This window comes from Alkalibaculum bacchi (assembly GCF_003317055.1).
In the GTDB taxonomy this organism is placed as follows: domain Bacteria; phylum Bacillota; class Clostridia; order Eubacteriales; family Alkalibacteraceae; genus Alkalibaculum; species Alkalibaculum bacchi.
In genome coordinates this window covers 142505-159910 of record NZ_QNRX01000003.1, presented here as the reverse complement: position 1 = coordinate 159910, position 17406 = coordinate 142505, and the positions used below count along the sequence as shown (strand labels likewise).

11 protein-coding genes are annotated in these 17406 nt (G+C 34.9%); all 11 read left to right on the top strand.

The features are described from left to right. Positions 1–31: 31 nt before the first annotated feature. The 11 genes from DES36_RS03370 (at position 32) to DES36_RS03320 (ending at position 17400) form a co-directional block, all read left to right on the top strand. Positions 32–1501, top strand: coding sequence for a peptidoglycan D,D-transpeptidase FtsI family protein (locus tag DES36_RS03370; protein ID WP_113919811.1), 1470 nt, complete (start codon positions 32–34; stop codon positions 1499–1501). Between the two features lie 224 nt (positions 1502–1725). Beyond that, positions 1726–2448: an RNA polymerase sporulation sigma factor SigK gene (gene sigK / locus DES36_RS03365; RefSeq protein ID WP_207657425.1), complete on the top strand. Its 723-nt coding sequence runs from the start codon at positions 1726–1728 to the stop codon at positions 2446–2448. Positions 2449–2626: 178 nt separating this feature from the next. Then, positions 2627–4309 (top strand): GspE/PulE family protein, encoded by a 1683-nt coding sequence (locus tag DES36_RS03360; RefSeq protein ID WP_113919810.1) that lies wholly within the window; start codon positions 2627–2629, stop codon positions 4307–4309. 141 nt (positions 4310–4450) lie between these two features. Next, positions 4451–5662 carry a type II secretion system F family protein gene (locus tag DES36_RS03355; RefSeq protein WP_113919809.1) on the top strand — a complete coding sequence of 404 codons (1212 nt, stop codon included), beginning with the start codon at positions 4451–4453 and terminating at the stop codon, positions 5660–5662. Between the two features lie 56 nt (positions 5663–5718). Further along, the gene (locus DES36_RS03350) at positions 5719–6102 is read left to right on the top strand and encodes a type II secretion system protein (RefSeq protein WP_242981685.1); all 384 of its coding nucleotides are present in this window, start codon (positions 5719–5721) and stop codon (positions 6100–6102) included. A gap of 493 nt (positions 6103–6595) precedes the next feature. Further along, on the top strand, positions 6596–7966 hold the full coding sequence (locus DES36_RS03345) for a uroporphyrinogen decarboxylase/cobalamine-independent methonine synthase family protein (protein WP_113919808.1): 1371 nt from the start codon (positions 6596–6598) through the stop codon (positions 7964–7966). Between the two features lie 139 nt (positions 7967–8105). Continuing rightward, a complete protein-coding gene (locus DES36_RS03340) occupies positions 8106–10082 on the top strand; it encodes an Eco57I restriction-modification methylase domain-containing protein (protein ID WP_113919807.1) in 1977 nt (658 codons plus the stop codon). A gap of 69 nt (positions 10083–10151) precedes the next feature. Continuing rightward, positions 10152–11183, top strand: a complete 1032-nt coding sequence (ltaE, locus tag DES36_RS03335; RefSeq protein WP_113919806.1) for a low-specificity L-threonine aldolase — start codon at positions 10152–10154, stop codon at positions 11181–11183. 216 nt (positions 11184–11399) lie between these two features. After that, positions 11400–12734 carry a replication-associated recombination protein A gene (locus DES36_RS03330; RefSeq protein ID WP_341457119.1) on the top strand — a complete coding sequence of 445 codons (1335 nt, stop codon included), beginning with the start codon at positions 11400–11402 and terminating at the stop codon, positions 12732–12734. Positions 12735–12974: 240 nt separating this feature from the next. Then, on the top strand, positions 12975–15902 hold the full coding sequence (locus DES36_RS03325) for an insulinase family protein (protein ID WP_113919805.1): 2928 nt from the start codon (positions 12975–12977) through the stop codon (positions 15900–15902). 214 nt (positions 15903–16116) lie between these two features. Then, positions 16117–17400, top strand: a complete 1284-nt coding sequence (locus DES36_RS03320; protein ID WP_113919804.1) for a D-alanyl-D-alanine carboxypeptidase family protein — start codon at positions 16117–16119, stop codon at positions 17398–17400. The last annotated feature ends 6 nt before the right edge of the window (positions 17401–17406 follow it).

Below are 17406 nucleotides of genomic sequence, written 5' to 3'. Positions count from 1 at the left end.
AATAATAGTATCAAACAAAGGGAGTTTTTTTATGCGTCGAGATCGAATCGTTGCCTTTGCCTTTATTTTCTTATTAGCTTTTACTATTGTGGGGGCTCGGACTGCTTATTTGCTACTAGATGACAGCAACAATGTGACCTCTTCCATCTCTAATCAAATAGAGAGAAGTAGTACGTTGTTTTATCCTAGAGGCCGCATAATGGATCGAAATGGGATCGTATTGAGTCCAAAGGTAAATAAAAAAGAAGGAGAAGTTCCTATAAAAGAATACGTAGCCGATGTGGGGGAAGATGTAGTTGGAAAAGTCTCTTATAATCCTAAGGATACGACAGCTGAAGGGATAAAAGGAGAGTCTGGTTTACAGGCTTTATACGATTCTACACTCAATGGAGGCAGCCCAATAAAGATTTCTTCTTATAGAGATGGACGAAATGAGGGATACGCCCCAATATCCGTACAAGTATATGGAGATCATGTGAACGAAGGGACGGATCTTGTTACCACCTTAAATTATCATATACAAAAAATTGTAGAAGATGAGCTGGATCTTACCTACAATAAAGAAAAATATGAAGGGATTGCAGCCGTAGTCAGCGATGTGCATACTGGCGAAGTCTTATCTATGGCCTCTGTAGGAGATTTAACAAATAAAGCTGTTCTCAACTATCAACCAGGATCAGTTTTTAAAATACTGGTATTTGCACAAGCTCTTGAAAAAGGCATAGTCGATTTAGATACGACTTTTGAATGCAAGGGAACTATTGAAGTCGATGGGAAAATAAAAAACTGTAACAAATCAGAGGGTCACGGCAAAATCAATACAGTGGAGGCCTTTGCAGAGTCCTGTAATATTGCAGCCTATGAAACTGGTATGTTGTTAAATCAATCTAGTGAAAATGATACTTTACTTTATAATGATGTACTGGAATTGGCAAAACAATTTGGCTTTCAAGATGAAAATGTCGAGAAGACTAAAGACTTTCCTCTGAGTTACTCTTATTCAGCTCCTATTATTCCTTCAAAGATATCTGTACCCATGGATGTGTTTAATATGTCCCTAGGACAAGGAACAGTTATGGCATCACCACTGATGATGACAAAAATTGTACAAACCATTGGAAATGATGGGGTGTTAATTGAACCTACAATCGCTTTAAAAGAAGTGAGTCCATTAGGACAGCAAAAAGAGATGAAAAAAGTAGAAAAGCAGATTTTCTCTAAAGAAGTTAACGATACGCTAAAAATTCTCCTTAGAGAAGTAGGCAAAACTGGTACTGGAAAGAACAATACTCTCGAAGAGCGGGGAGGATTAGCAGGTAAAAGTGGTACTGCTCAGCACATTGAAGAAAGAGAAGCCCACGGTTGGTTTACAGGCTATTTTCCAGCAGATAATCCTAAGTATGCTATGACAATTTTTGTAGAAGAAGGTGGCAGCTCCGCCACTACAGCATTACCAATTTTTGATAGCATAGCAAATAAGATACTGAATTTGTACGATTAAAAGATAGCTACCAGCATCCAGGCTACTAAGGTGACCGAAAAGGTTTGCGATCAATCCTAAATTTACACCCATCTTCCAATTCATAGAGCCGAAGCATTAAGCCACCATTGGTGGCTCAAGTACTGGTTGCTGATTGCTGGACGCTGTATTATGCACCTGTCCCTAAATATACAAACAAAGCACAAAAGAGCATCCTCTTGCATATATATTAAGAAATGGAACACATGGGGGTGCTTTTCTTGTTTGGATCATTTATGGGAATAATCGTTTTACTTAAAAATATTTTTTTCCTACTAGGCTATGTCAGCGGTAATTCTTTTCCCAATCCTTTAAGTAAGGAAGACGAGGCAAAATATCTTGATTTATACAAACACAAAGAGGATTATGAAGCAAAAAATATACTTATAGAACACAATATGCGACTAGTAGCTCATATTGTGAAAAAATATACTTTTTCTAATATTGAAATAGAAGACTTAATATCAATAGGTACAATTGGTTTAATCAAAGCCATATCAACCTTCAATCCAGATAAGGGAACAAGACTTGCAACTTATGCTTCAAAATGTATCGATAATGAAATATTAATGTACATAAGATCAGAGCAAAAAACAAGGAACGATGTTTCCCTATATGACCCAATTGGAACGGATAAAGAAGGAAATAAAATATCCTTAATGGATATTTTAGGTACTGAAGGAGACACGGTATACGATAATGTATTATTAGCAATTCAAGCAAAAAAACTAGAGGAAATCATGAATAGAATATTAAATATACGAGAAAAAGAAATTATCATACTTAGGTACGGTTTAGATAATCATGATAGACGAACTCAAAAGGAAATAGCAGATGAAATGGGCATATCCCGCTCTTATGTATCGAGAATTGAGAAAAAAGCAGTTCAGAAATTAGCTCAAGAATTTTCGAAACAAAGTTTTGAATAAAAGTAGGTGGTCAGGTGGTCAGGTGGTCAGGTGGTAAGGTGGTCAGCAAAAGCAAAAAGCCACCTCCGGTGGCACAGGTTTTATTTACAATTTACGACTATAAACAGCTACATAGTGGAACTTTATTACAGTATATGGTATAATAGTGAAAAAATGTAACATTATACCAGGTGATAAGATGAAAAATGAGAAACAAATGGGAGACTTGTTGTTGAATAGTGGAGTGATAGATGAAAATCAATTATCTAAAGCTCTTTCTGTACAAGCTAAGACTGCAAAAAAACTTGAAGAAGTTCTTCTGGAGGAGGCGTTTGTAGACGAGGAAGACCTCATTAATATAGTATCATTACAGTTAGGTGTCCCCCGGGTAAATTTTATGAATATAACGATTGACTCCGAGGCTGTAAGTTCAATTCCCTACGTATTAGCTAAAAAACATATTGCTTTACCCCTTAAATACGATGAAAAAAGCAATCTTATTGTAGCAATGAATGAGCCTCTAAATTTAATTGCAATAGAAGATCTTAAGCTAGTAACCCAAAAGAGAATAGTACCATATATAGCTACGAAGAGTGAAATCATCAGTTATATAGAAAAATTTTATAATTCTTCTGATGCCCAAAAGGCAGTCGAGGAGTTTAATAAAAGTCAAAGTGTAGGTGATAGGGTGCAAGAGGAGATTGAAGACGAATCTTCTATAAATAATGCCCCTATCGTTCGAATTGTAAATAATATCATTGAAAAAGGGGTTCGATCTAAGGCCAGCGATATCCATATTGAGCCCTTTGAACATTCTGTTTACGTTCGAATGAGGGTAGATGGAGTTTTACAAAAGCTCATAGATGATCTGAATATTAACACTCATAATGCAGTGGTAAGCAGAATAAAAATCCTCAGTGATTTAAATATAGCCGAAAGACGTCTCCCTCAAGATGGAGCATTGGTTATGCATATAGACAATAGAGATATTGATTTTCGTATTTCTATTCTTCCCACTATATACGGAGAAAAAGTCGTAATCCGCATATTAGATAAAGGACAATTCAATCTAGATTTTAATGCATTACATTTTACAAATCATGAACTTTCAATGGTCAAAGATTTTATGAAAGCACCTCATGGGATTATCTTAGTGACAGGCCCTACTGGTAGCGGCAAGAGTACTACTTTATACACGATATTAAGAGAGTTAAATTCATATGAAGATAATATTATTACTGTAGAAGACCCAGTAGAACTAAAAATAAACGGCATTAATCAAGTTCAAGTAAATATGAAGACAGGTCTAACTTTTGTAGAAGGATTGCGCTCCATACTTAGACAAGACCCTGATATTATTATGATTGGCGAAATAAGAGATTCAGAAACAGCTAAAATAGCCATAAGAGCTTCTATTACTGGTCACTTAGTATTAAGTACCATACACACTAATGATGCCGTGTCTACTATTACTCGATTAGTGGATATGGGAGTAGAGCCTTATCTTGTCTCTTCTTCTATTTTAGGGATTATTTCTCAAAGATTAGTGAGAGTTCTCTGTAGCAGATGTAAGACAATCCGCAAAGCTACAAGCGAAGAACAACAACTACTAAATATGCCTGAAGGAGAACTCCTATTGCACTACCCAGTTGGATGTAATATTTGTAATAATACTGGCTATAGAGGTAGGCGAGGAGTTCACGAAGTAGTCAAGATTGACAAAAAAATGAGAGAAGCGATTTCGAAAGGATTTAGCTATGATCAACTAATAGATCAAGGGAAAAAAAGCGGCATGGTACCTTTAATCCAAAACGCAAAAGAACTAGTATTACAAGGAATTACAACGATTGATGAAGTACTGAACATTTCGTTTTTTGACTAAGTAAGTAACAATTGTTCAACTACCGATTAATAAAGGTTATGTTATGGTAAATAATGTAATTATATGTTATTATTTGTAATAATGGGGTATATATGCAGCGATGAGTTAGAAAGTTAAGAAAAAATAATTGAGGAGAGGTTCATGGCTGTATATCAATATAAGGCTAAAGATAAAACAGGTAGAACTATTAAGGGACATTTTGAGGCCCAAAGCCGGGAAGAAGTTCTTAAATACATGCGAGAAAGATCATATTATCCTCTAAGTGTAGAAATACAAAAAAAATCTTGGAATATAAATGTAAACTTAGATATCAATAGAAGAGTAAAAGTAAGGGATTTGGCTATATTTTGTAGGCAGTTTGCCACTACTCTTAAATCGGGCATTACTGTAGTTGAAGGTTTAAGCCTTTTAAGCAAGCAAACAGTACATAAAAAGCTGTCTCAAGTTATAAGTGATATTTGTGATGATATTTTAAAAGGCAATTCCCTTTCTGAGGCTATGAGTAAGGAGACTTCTGTTTTTCCTAATTTATTAATCAGTATGGTAGAAAGTGGAGAAGCAAGCAGCAATTTAGATCGTGTAATGGAGGATATGGCAGATCATTTTGAGAAGCAGCACAAATTAAATCAAAAAATAAAGAGCGCTTTTACATATCCTGTTATCGTTTCAATTGTAGCAGTATTGGTGGTAGGACTTCTTTTAACCTTTGTAATGCCCACCTTTGTAGGTATATTCGATTCCTTTGGTTCTGAATTGCCATTTCCAACTAAAATGATCTTATGGATTAGCAACAGTTTAAAGAATTTTTGGTATATATATTTGTTTATTATAAGTACAACGATTTTCAGCTTAAAGAAATATATAGATACGCCAAAAGGGCGCTTCATAGTCGATAAACTCAAAATAAAAATGCCTTTATTTGGAGAACTAAATAATAAAGTCTTTATGGAGCGATTTGCCAGTACAATATCCGTCCTTCTTTCAAGTGGTGTGGATATTTTAGATGCTATAGAGATTGTTCAGAAGGTTGTAGGAAATGAGTATATTAAAGCTAGCCTAGAAAAAGTAAAGATAGGCGTACGTGAAGGCTATGGTCTAGGAAAGACAATAGAATCCACAAGAGTTTTTCCACCTTTAGTATATCAAATGATTGATATAGGCGAGCGCTCAGGCTCTTTAGACTATGTATTAAAGAAAATCTCCACCTTTTATGAAGACGAAGTAGAAAACTCTATACAGCAGCTCACTACTATGATCGAACCCTTGATTATCGTTTTTTTAGGGGGGATAGTAGGATTTATAGTCATATCAATGATCTTACCTGTATTCGATTTGTATAATATTATAGGATAAGTTAGTTGGTTAGAGAAATACAACACTACGATAAAAAATAAATAAAGGAGGGAATAATGGTGTTGAGTATGCAAAAGATATTAAAGAAAAGTGAAAGTGGTTTTACATTGGTGGAATTGATTGTGGTTATTGCGATTTTAGGTTTATTGGCTGTAATTGCAGTGCCAAGAGTTGTAGGGGCTATAGAAGATGCAAAATACACTGCTACAGAAGCAAATGTAAGAACTTTAAATGGTGCTGTAGCATTGTATTTAGCTGAAGATGGTAAAGGAGTCGACACACTTGGTGATAGTAAAACTGAGGCATACAATGCGCTTCATGGGGAGAAACTAGTGACACTTGAGGAAAAAGATTTGGAAAATATAACGTATGAGAATGGAGTATTTAGAAATAACTTAACAGATCCTAATGAGACAACAGAACAACCATCAGATGGGTAAATATATCTTAGAGATATAAGTTTTCTTACTTATAACACAAAAAAGAGTAGGATCTTATAAATTGATATACTCCTCCTTATGATAAACAGTTTTTATTATTTAAACGGTCTACCATAAGGGAAGCATATCATAATAAGAGATCTACTCTTTTTTTACGATAGAAATGTCCTTTTTTTACCCTTGCTACTGATCCAGTTATCGAAGGTCTTTGACCTGCAAAGTCTAACCCTAAAATACTGGTGCCTGATTGCTAAAGTGCATTCTTATATTCTACTATCAATTTTATACCTTAAACTTTACACTTTATCTTATGTTGTATTATCTCTATCGTTTTACTTGACTTAATTTGAAAAATAAAATAAGATGTTTTTATAATAATAAATATTGAATCTATGTAACATTTTATAATTGATATATAAAATTACAGTTAAGTTATCTTTGGTATAGCATAGACTTAACAATATGAATAAGATTAATAAGGGTGTGCAAGTAAATGAGTGACATAAAAAAAATTCAACAAGAGAGAAATCAAAATTTTAAAAATATTTATGAAAGTAAAATTCCAAATAGAGTACCTGTAAATATAACTTTGCCTTTTGAGACGATTGCAGAGTTGGCAGGTTTAAATCTTTTAGAAGCACAGTGGAATCCTGAACTCATTGAACCAGCTGTACAATATGTTTCAGAAAGAATGTACACAGATGTAGTACCAGGAGGTACTTCTCTTAGGTTCCCATCCTATTATCAAACATTACAATCTAAATCTTTTGTTATGGGAACAAGTGGAGTCTTTCAACATCCTGATGTGTCGGGAATGAAACCAGAAGATTTTGATTATCTAATTTCCAATCCTTTAGAATGCATTTACGAGATCGTTATTCCTAGATTATATACAGGTTTAGATTTAAACAATCCTATAGAGATGATGAAAAAATTTACAAAAGCTTTTAAAGGATATCAGCAGGATAAAGCTATCACAGGAGCAATTGAAAGTCGAATAGCTGAAAAATACGGTTATTGCTCTATAGTACCTACAGGCTCAAGCGGCTTTACAGAAGCTCCGTATGACTTTTTAGCAGATACTCTCCGAGGGTTTAGAGGAATTGCAGTAGATATTCGAAGAAGGCCTAAACAATTACAGGCAGCGATTGAAGCCTTATATCCTATTGTACTTAAAAAGGGAATGCCTAAGACGATTTCAGATTATGGTCATGTATTTATGCCTTTACATATGCCTACTTTCATGAGAGAAGTTGATTTTGCTAATCACTGGTGGCCTTCTTTTAAAAGACTGTTAGAAGAATATGCAGCTATGGGCATCCACTGTAAAATCTTTTGTGAAGACAATTGGGATAGATATTTAGATTATCTAAATGATCTTCCAACGAATACAGTTTTGCTCTTTGAATACGGTACACCTAAACGGATTAAGGAGAAGGTAGGAAAGAAACACATCATATCAGGTTTGTATCCAGTAACATATTTTAAGAACCATACAAAAGAAGAGTGTGTAGATTTAGCAAAAGAGTTAATAGACACTCTAGCCCCTGGAGGAAAGTATATCTTTGATTTCGATAAAAGACCACTAAGCGGTGCAGAAGTAGATTTAGAGAAATTTAATGCAGTAACAAAAGCTGTTCATGAATACGGTGTGTATACGAGCAATATAGGAGAAGTAGTAGGGGATGTGTTTTATAAGAAGGATTACACAATAGATCCTAAAAATAGAACCTTAGACAGCAAATACTATCTCACAAAAGAACAAATGTTAAAAGAAAACCCATCATTAACAGAAACAGGAGCAGATCGAATGGCTTCCGTTGAAGATGAAATCTTTGATTTTTTAAATTTCCTGCTTATGTAGTACGTAAGAAAGAGGAGTCACCTTGTGTGTGTCTTGTCTTTTTTTTGTGTTGTTAGTAGGTGGTAATGTAATAACTTGATTTTTCCACCCATCAAAGCTATCATAAAATCTATATACATAAGAAAACGAGGAGCTTAAGGTGAAAAAGTTTTTTCAAGATGTAGAGATATTATATAATAGTACTTTATCAGATGAGGATAATAATCTCTTTATTATTAAAGCGGTCTTTTTAAAGTACCTTTATGACAATGAGTATATCTATGAGGTGAAAGAGATTCTAAGAGGGCCTTTTACTATAGATAGAATAATTTCTCAATGGGCAAAAGAAGAGATTCATTCTTTTAAAGAGGAAGAGCGATTCTTAAATGAAAGATACTATCCCATACTACTAGACTATATTAAAGGTGGTCACACTTTTAAAGGGATTAACAGCAATATAATAGGTTTTGTATATGAACATATATCTAGTGAAATATCAAAAAAAAAGAAGGGAATGTTCTATACCCCCCCTTCGATTGTAAAACATATGATTGATATTTTACACGTAGATTTTAGTACAAAACATAAAGTATTAGACCCTGCTTGTGGCAGTGGTTTCTTTTTGTCGGCTTGGTATGATGAAATTCTTTCTACAGTAAACTCCAATTCTGCAGAGTGTAGACTTAAACTACATCAATTTATTTTGACCAATCAATTATTTGGCATGGACAAAGACCCTATGGCAGTATTGATTTCAAAACTGATTTTACATCTAAAGAATCCCATCTTTACGCCAATTCACAATTTTTTTTGTCAAGATGCCTTATTAGATCAAATAGATCAGTCCTTACAATCATCCTTTGATTATATCATCGGTAATCCTCCTTATATTGGTCATAAAATGATCGACAAGAATATATCCTCTATTTTAAAAAAACAATATGGAGATGTTTTTTACGATAAAGGAGATTTATCCTATTGTTTTTTTCCACTAGGTGTCTCCCTTTTAAAAGAGGAAGGACAGCTTATCTATATTAGCTCACGTTACTTTATAGAGTCTCCAAGTGGGAAGGGCCTACGAAAATATATATCTAGTAATACTAGAATTAATAAAATCGTAGACTTTAATGGAAATCGGCTCATAAAAGGAGCAAAGGTAGATTTAGTAATTATTCATTTGTCAAAGCGTATAAGTGAGAAAAACTCCATGGAGGTATATAAATTAAAAGAAGATTTAAAAGTAAAAGACTATAGTGAAATCTTTCAGTCTGATAGTTACAAGGGATTTTTTATGCCTCAAAGTAATCTGCGAGAAGATGGCTGGATTCTCGCCGAGAAGATAGCGCACGATATTTTGAAGAAAATAAATGATAAAACAACAATAGCTTTAGAGGAAATCTGTGATAGTTTTCAAGGGATTATTACAGGCTGTGACAAGGCTTTTGTCTTAGATGATGGAGATAAAGAGTTGTTTGATAAAGAACTACTGGTTCCTTGGATTAAAAATAAAAACATTCAAAAGTATGAGATTACTGACAGCAAAAAATATCTCTTGTATACGGATTATATAAAAGACATAAGGAAGTATTCTAAAGCAGAAGAATACTTAAATCCATTTAAAGAAGTTTTGAGCAATCGACGAGAATGTAAGAGCGGTATCAGAAAGTGGTATATGTTGCAATGGGGAAGAAATCCAGATAACTTCACTCGTCCTAAAATTGTCTTTCCTTATAAAGCATCCTATAATCGCTTTGCATATGATCAAAATCATCTTTTTTTCAGCGCAGATATTTACGCCTTGGTTTTAAAGCACAATCTCTTTACGGAAAATATGAGCTACAAGTACCTGGTTTGCTTATTAAATAGCAGTCTTTATGAGTTTTATTTTAAAACCTTTGGAAAAAAACTAGGTGGGAAATTGTATGATTATTATCCTAATACGGTAATGAGATTAAAAATTCCTAACTCAAATATCAAGATAAAAGACAAATTTAAAGAGTATTATGATAATATTAAATATTATACTGAAGTAGGCGAAAAAGAAAAAGTAAGGGAAGTTATGGACAGGATAGATGATGAATTGTACAAATATTTTGGACTAAGTGATGAGGAAAAAAGGGCGGTTACAAGCGTTTAGCTACCACTTTTGCATTGTGATTTTGCTTACTGCCTTACTACCTTACTACCTTAGAAAGGAGCTGATCATATGAACATAATCGATTTTCGTAGCGATACGGTGACTATGCCCACAGAGAAGATGAGGGAAGTTATGGCTGGTGCTTTAGTAGGTGATGATGTATACCGTGAAGATCCTACAGTAAGTGCTCTAGAAGAAATAGCCGCTAAAAGACTAGGTAAAGAAGCTGCCTTATTTGTACCAAGTGGCACGATGGGAAATCAAATAGCCGTAAAGACTCATACAATTGCTGGTCATGAGGTGATTGTAGAAAATAAAAGTCATATATACAATTATGAAGTGGGAGCCCTAGCATCTATTTGTGGAGTGCAAGCTCATCCAATAAGCAGTGATCTTGGTGCAATAAATCCAGACACTTTAAGAGAAGCTATACGAGAAGAGGATATTCACTATGCAGAGACGGGACTAATCTGCCTAGAAAACACTCACAATCAACATGGTGGAATGGCAGTACCAATAGAAAATATGAAAACTGTTTACGAAATTGCACAGGAGAATCAAATTCCCATTCACTTAGATGGCGCTAGGATTTTTAATGCAGCTACCTATCTAAAAACGGATGTTAAAAACATTGCTGAGTATGCAGATTCTATTATGTTTTGCTTGTCTAAAGGATTAGGTGCTCCTATAGGTTCTATATTAGTAGGAGATAGAGAGTTTATTGAAAAAGCAAGAAAAGTCCGTAAGATGTTTGGCGGTGGCATGAGACAAGCAGGTATTATCGCTGCTGCAGGAATTGTGTCATTAGAGGAAATGATACATCGATTAGAAGAAGATCACATTACAGCGAAAGCCTTAGGGGAAGGTTTGTCTGAGATAAATGGCTTAAAAGTGGATCTTAAGACGCTCCAAACCAATATCGTCATGTGCGATGTAATCAACCCCAAAATAGACACCAATCAATTAGTAGAAGATCTAAGAAAAGAAGGAATCCTCTGCGCAACTGCAGGAGTGAATCGAATCCGATTTGTAACACATTATCCGATTGCTGTAGGAGATATTGATTATACGTTAGGAACGATTCTTAAGGTGGTTGGGTAGGCAGCTAGCTGATTTGTAAGGTGGTCAGGTGGTCAGGTGGTAAGGTGGTCAGGAAAAACTTAGAGAGAGGCGTTTTGAAGAAAGTACAGAACCAAAAATTCCTATTTTCTGCTTTATGGGTTTTCCCGTCCAACCGACCAACGTGAACATCTATTGATTCTTAGCTATAATATGCAACCAGAACTCAAAATGGCAGCATAGAAAGGGGAGATTAGTGTGCAACAGAGTTTTTTTCAACAGAATATGGAGAATACTTTAAAGAAGGAAGCTCCTTTATCCGTGAGAATGAGGCCGGTGTCTTTAGAGGATTTTTTTGGACAGGAACATTTAGTGGGAAAGGGAAAGCTCCTCTACAGGTCTATTCAAGCAGATAAAATTAGCTCTCTCATTTTATATGGACCTCCTGGAACGGGCAAGACTACATTAGCTAAGATCATTGCCAACAAGACTCAATCTATTTTTGTTCAAATCAATGCAGTAACATCAGGAATTAAGGATATTCGTGAAGTCATAGATAAGGCTAGGGAGAATTTAGGTTTGTATGGCAAGCGGACCATTCTCTTTATCGATGAAATCCATCGATTTAATAAATCACAGCAAGATGCACTGTTGCCAGCAGTAGAAGAGGGGATTGTGATCCTCGTTGGGGCTACTACAGAAAACCCCTATTTTGAAGTGAATTCTCCTCTTATTTCAAGGTCTAGAGTCTTTCAATTAAAAAAGTTATCAAAAGAGAGCCTTATTCATATTCTATTAAAGGCAATTGAAGACAAAAGACGTGGTCTGGGTAATATTCCCATATTGATACGTGAAGAAACATTAGAAAGTTTAGCTTTATTAAGTGAGGGTGACGCAAGAAGTGCATTAAATGCTTTAGAACTTGCTGCATTGACTACACCAGTTGACGAAAACGGAAGAATCCATATCACGGAAGAAATTATTGAAGAATGTATTCAAAGAAAAGCGGTATACTATGATAAAAAAGGCGATAATCATTTTGACACGATATCTGCTTTTATTAAGAGTATAAGAGGCTCAGATCCAGATGCTGCTATTTACTGGATGGCGAAGATGATTGAAGGAGGCGAAGATCCCAAATTTATTGCTAGAAGATTAATCATCTCTGCATCTGAAGACATTGGCAATGCAGATCCACAAGCCCTTGTGGTGGCAGTTGCAGCCTTTAAAGCAGTAGAGATTATTGGCTTGCCAGAAGCAAGAATTAATTTAGCTCAAGCAGTGACCTACTTAGCAAGTGCTCCAAAGAGCAATGCTTCGTACATGGCTATTGATAAGGCCATAGAAAATATTCGAAAGCACCCACTAGGAGAAGTACCATCCCACCTAAAAGATGCCCATTACAAAGGAGCCAAGGAATTAGGTCACGGAATAGGCTACAAATACCCTCACAGTTACGAGGGCAATTACACAAAACAAGATTATTTACCCAAAGAAATGGTAAATATAAAGTATTACGAACCGACAGAAAACGGGTACGAGAAGAAGATTAAGGAACGATTGGAAAAGATAAAAACAGGTGGTCAGCATTAAGGTGGTCAGGTAGTCAGCAAATACGCGACTTACGTCGCAATGAAGAATGAACAGTGAGTATTAATTAACTAACAATTTTTAAAAGATTGGCTACTAGTTAAATTGTAAAGATCCTTCGCTATGCTCAGGATGACTAGAGCAGTAGCTAGGGTCGAAAGGCCGCAATAGCAACCAGCACTTAAGCCGCCAGCGGTGGCTTAACGGTTTTGCTTACCACCTTAAAAGAAGAGGAGTGATTGAATGAATTTAAAAACCAATGAAGTATATAGCGGATTCAAATTACTAGAATCAAAATCCATTAAAGAGGTAGAATCTACTGGGTATTTGTTTGAACATGAAAAGACAGGGGCAAAACTTTACTATCTTTCAAATGAAGACGACAATAAAGTCTTTTCGGTTTCTTTTCGTACTCCACCAACAGATAGCACAGGTTTACCTCATATTTTGGAGCATTCTGTTTTATGCGGATCGGAAAAGTATCCTGTCAAAGAACCCTTTGTAGAATTGATTAAAGGGTCCCTAAATACTTTTCTAAATGCTATGACTTTCCCAGATAAGACGATGTATCCTATTGCAAGTATGAATAATAAGGACTTTATAAATCTTATGGATGTTTATTTAGATGCTGTGTTTAATCCAAAGATCTACGATGAAAAAGGAATTTTTCTGCAAGAAGGATGGCATTATCATTTAGAAAATGTAGAAGATGATATTCGCTATGTAGGCGTAGTTTACAATGAGATGAAAGGTGCCTTTTCTAATCCAGAGGAAGTAGTCAATCGAAAAGTTCAAGAGACTTTATTTCCAGATACGCCATATGGCTTGGAATCTGGAGGAGATCCAGATGTTATTGTAGATTTGACTTATGAAGATTTTATCGATTTTCACAAGAAATATTATCATCCATCTAATAGCTATATTTATTTTTACGGTAATGGAGATATTTTAGAGCATTTGGCCTTTGTTCATGAAAACTATCTGTCTAAATACGACAAATTACAAATCGATTCTTCTATTTCAATACAACAGCCTTTTAAAGAGCCAAAAGAAAAAGTCTACTCTTATCCTATATCCAACACAGAGTCTACAAAAGAGAAGACTTTCCTCACGATGAACTGGGTTACTGGTGTCTCGACAGATCCACAAACTCATTTAGGCTTGGAGATTTTGGCTCATATCCTATTAAACTCTCCATCTGCCCCATTAAAGAAGGCCTTACTTCAGGCGGAATTAGGTAAGGATGTTATCGGTTCTTTCGATGGAGGTATTTTACAACCTGTTATTAGCGTTATGATTAAAAACTCTGAAGAAAGCAAAAAAGAGGAGTTTAAGAAAATTATTAATGAGACTCTAAATAGCTTAGTAGAAAAAGGTATTGAGAGAGATCAAATTAAAGCGGCAATCAATATTACAGAATTTAAAATGAAAGAAGCAGATTTTGGATCATACCCTAAAGGCTTAATCTATGGCATCAATATTATGGATAGTTGGCTTTACGATGCAGATCCCTCTATGTATTTAGAGTATCAAGATGATTTTGAATTCATACGGAAAAACATAGATCAGAATTATTTTGAAAACTTGATACAAAAGTACCTTCTAAATAACAATCACTGTAGTTTATTGATCGCAAAACCAGAACAAGGATTAGTGGATAAAGGGGACAATGAGATTGAAAAGCATCTAAAAGGATACAAGGAACAATTGAGCCAAGAGGAATTAGAATCTCTTATTAAGGAAACAAAAGATTTAATCATAAGACAAAATACATCTGATGATCCTGCGGATATTGAGAAGATTCCAGTTTTACCTATTGAAGATATTGGAAAAAAGACAGAAGAATTACCTTTACAGATAAAGAAGCTTGAAAATGTAGAAGTGCTTCATACGCCAATACACACAAATGGAATTGTCTACGCTAGCTTACTTTTTGATATTAAAAATGTGAGAAAAGAGTATATTCCCTATGTTGCCCTTCTAGCTAGGTATTTAGGAGAAGTCAGCACACAAGAATACTCTTTTGAGCAATTGACCAATGAAATCGAAATTTACACTGGCGGCATTGATTTTGATATTGATGTCTATGCAAATAGTAAAAATATCGAAGAATATGAACCTAAATTTATCGTAAGGGGAAGAGCTTTAAAGGAACATCTTAATAAACTCTTCCACATTATGAGTCAAATGATTGTTCATTGTAAATACGATGAAAAGCAAAGATTAAAAGAAATTATTCAAAGTTCTAAGGCTAGAACAGAAATGCTCTTTATGAGCGCAGGTCATAAAATCGTAGCCAATAGAGTAAACTCTTATTATGCTAAATCAGCAAAGTTTCTAGAGTCTATTGATGGGATTGACTACTATGAATTCATTAAAACCTTAGAAGAGGACTTTGATAACAAAGCTGATGAAATCTTTGCAAAACTTAAAGAGACGAGTGAACTGCTCTTTAACAAAAATAGCATCATATTTAGTTTGGCTTGTGATGAAGAGAATTACGACGAAGTGACAAATTCCTTTAAGTCTTTGTATAATCAATTAAAAGATGAAAAAGTGAAAAGAAATGAATACGATTTTGAAATGGGAAAATTTAATGAAGGACTTATGACTTCCAGTAAGGTACAATATGTAGGAAAAGCATATAATGTCTTAGATTTAGGATATGAATACAATGGTGCACTACAGGTTGTAAAGTCTATTATGAGCACAGAGTATTTGTGGAATAAAATCCGAGTTCAAGGTGGCGCATATGGTGCTTTCTTTAGCATAGGTAGATCAGGTACCTTGTTTGTAGGTTCCTATCGAGATCCTAATTTAAAGGAAACTGTAAATACAATCGACAATATGTCACAGTATATTGAGACTTTTGAAGCGTCTCAAAGAGAAATGAATAAGTACATTATAGGTACTATAAGCAATCTAGATACACCTATGACTCCAGCAATGAAGGGAAATACGGCTACAGGTAATTATTTGAGAAATATAACACAAGAAGATTTACAAAGAGAAAGAGATCAGGTTTTATCTTGCACCATAGAAGACATCCAAAACGCTGCAAAGATTGTAAAAGAAGCTATGAGTGAAAATTACCTTTGCGTACTTGGAAACGACCGGAAAATCCAAGAAGCAAAAGAACTCTTTGAAACTACAGTACATTTATTTGAATAGAAATATAAGAAAGTTGGCATTGCAAGTGGCCAACTTTCTTATTTAAGCTGAAGGCTGAATGTGGAAAGCGGAACTCGCCCATAGGTGAAGTGTATAATCTTGTACTTTACATTTTAACTTTACATCCTTAAACCATTGTTAAACAATGGTTCGACTATTGTTTTTACATAGAACTTACAACATAGAACTTAGAACTAACATGTGAGGTATTACAATGAAAAAAAGCGCAATTTTACTATTCTTAATAGCAATGATAATATCAGGAAATACCGTATTAGCAGTAGAGCCTTCTTTTCCTGAGGAGAGGGGAATACTTCTCTTTGAAGAGACCAGTGGTAGGATCCTTTATGCACAAAACCAAGAAGAGAGGTTTTATCCTGCTAGTACTACAAAAATCATGACAGCAATTGTAGCTTTAGAAAATATGAATTTAGAAGACCAAATTACAGTTGGTAGTGAGATCAAGCGGATTTCAAGTGATAGCAGCAAAGCTGATTTAGTAGAGGGAGAGATTTTGTCTGTTAAGGAGCTCCTTTACGGTTTGATGCTCCCATCAGGCAATGATGCAGCATACACTTTAGCTCGTGGTGTTGGTAACGTAGTAGGAAAGATGCAAGGCGAAGACGAGGCCATTGAGTACTTTATCGAGATGATGAATCAGAAGGCAAAGGAAATAGGAGCTGTACATACCAATTTTGAAAACCCTCATGGCTTACATAGCGATAATCACTATACTACTTTAGAGGATATGCTTTTAATGACGAAAGAGTTATTAAAATACGATATAGCAAGAGAAATCGTTAAAACCACAAATTACTCTCTTGCTAATCCCCTAGTTACACATAAATGGTATAATACAAACTACCTCTTACACCCCATATTAGACCAGGTGTCTAAGGGGCTAAAAACAGGACAAAATCCCTATTATACAGAAGATGTAAAAGGTATAAAGACGGGAAATACAAGACAAGCTGGAAAGTGTCTCGTGTTTTCGTCTTCTAGAGATAATCAGGAGCTTATAGGTATCCTCTATAAAAGTACGGATGAAGAAATATGGGGTGAGGCAGTAGAGCTTCTAGATTATGCAGAAGATCAATATGAGTACACGAAACTTCTTGAAGCCGGCGGGAAAATAGGCGAACTCCTCTTAGATAATGCAAAATCAATAGATCAAGTTCCTGTAATTGTTAAGAAAGAGTTGGTATTGCTTTTAGGCAAAGAAGAAAGCGAACATATGAAAAGCCAAATCATCTACGATAAAAATCTTTTAGAAGAGACTTCAGAAAACACATATATCTTAAGGGATGATATTTCTTTAGAACAAATTATTGGCCAAATAATCTACTCCTTTGATGGAAAAGAGATCGGTAGAGCGGATATTTATTCCCAGTCAGACCTTAAGGTAAAAAGCATTTTGGATTATTTACTTTACATAGAAATCATAATAGCGATGGCTATGGTCTATCTAATAATTCATCATCTTAAGAAAACGAGGTAAGGAGCA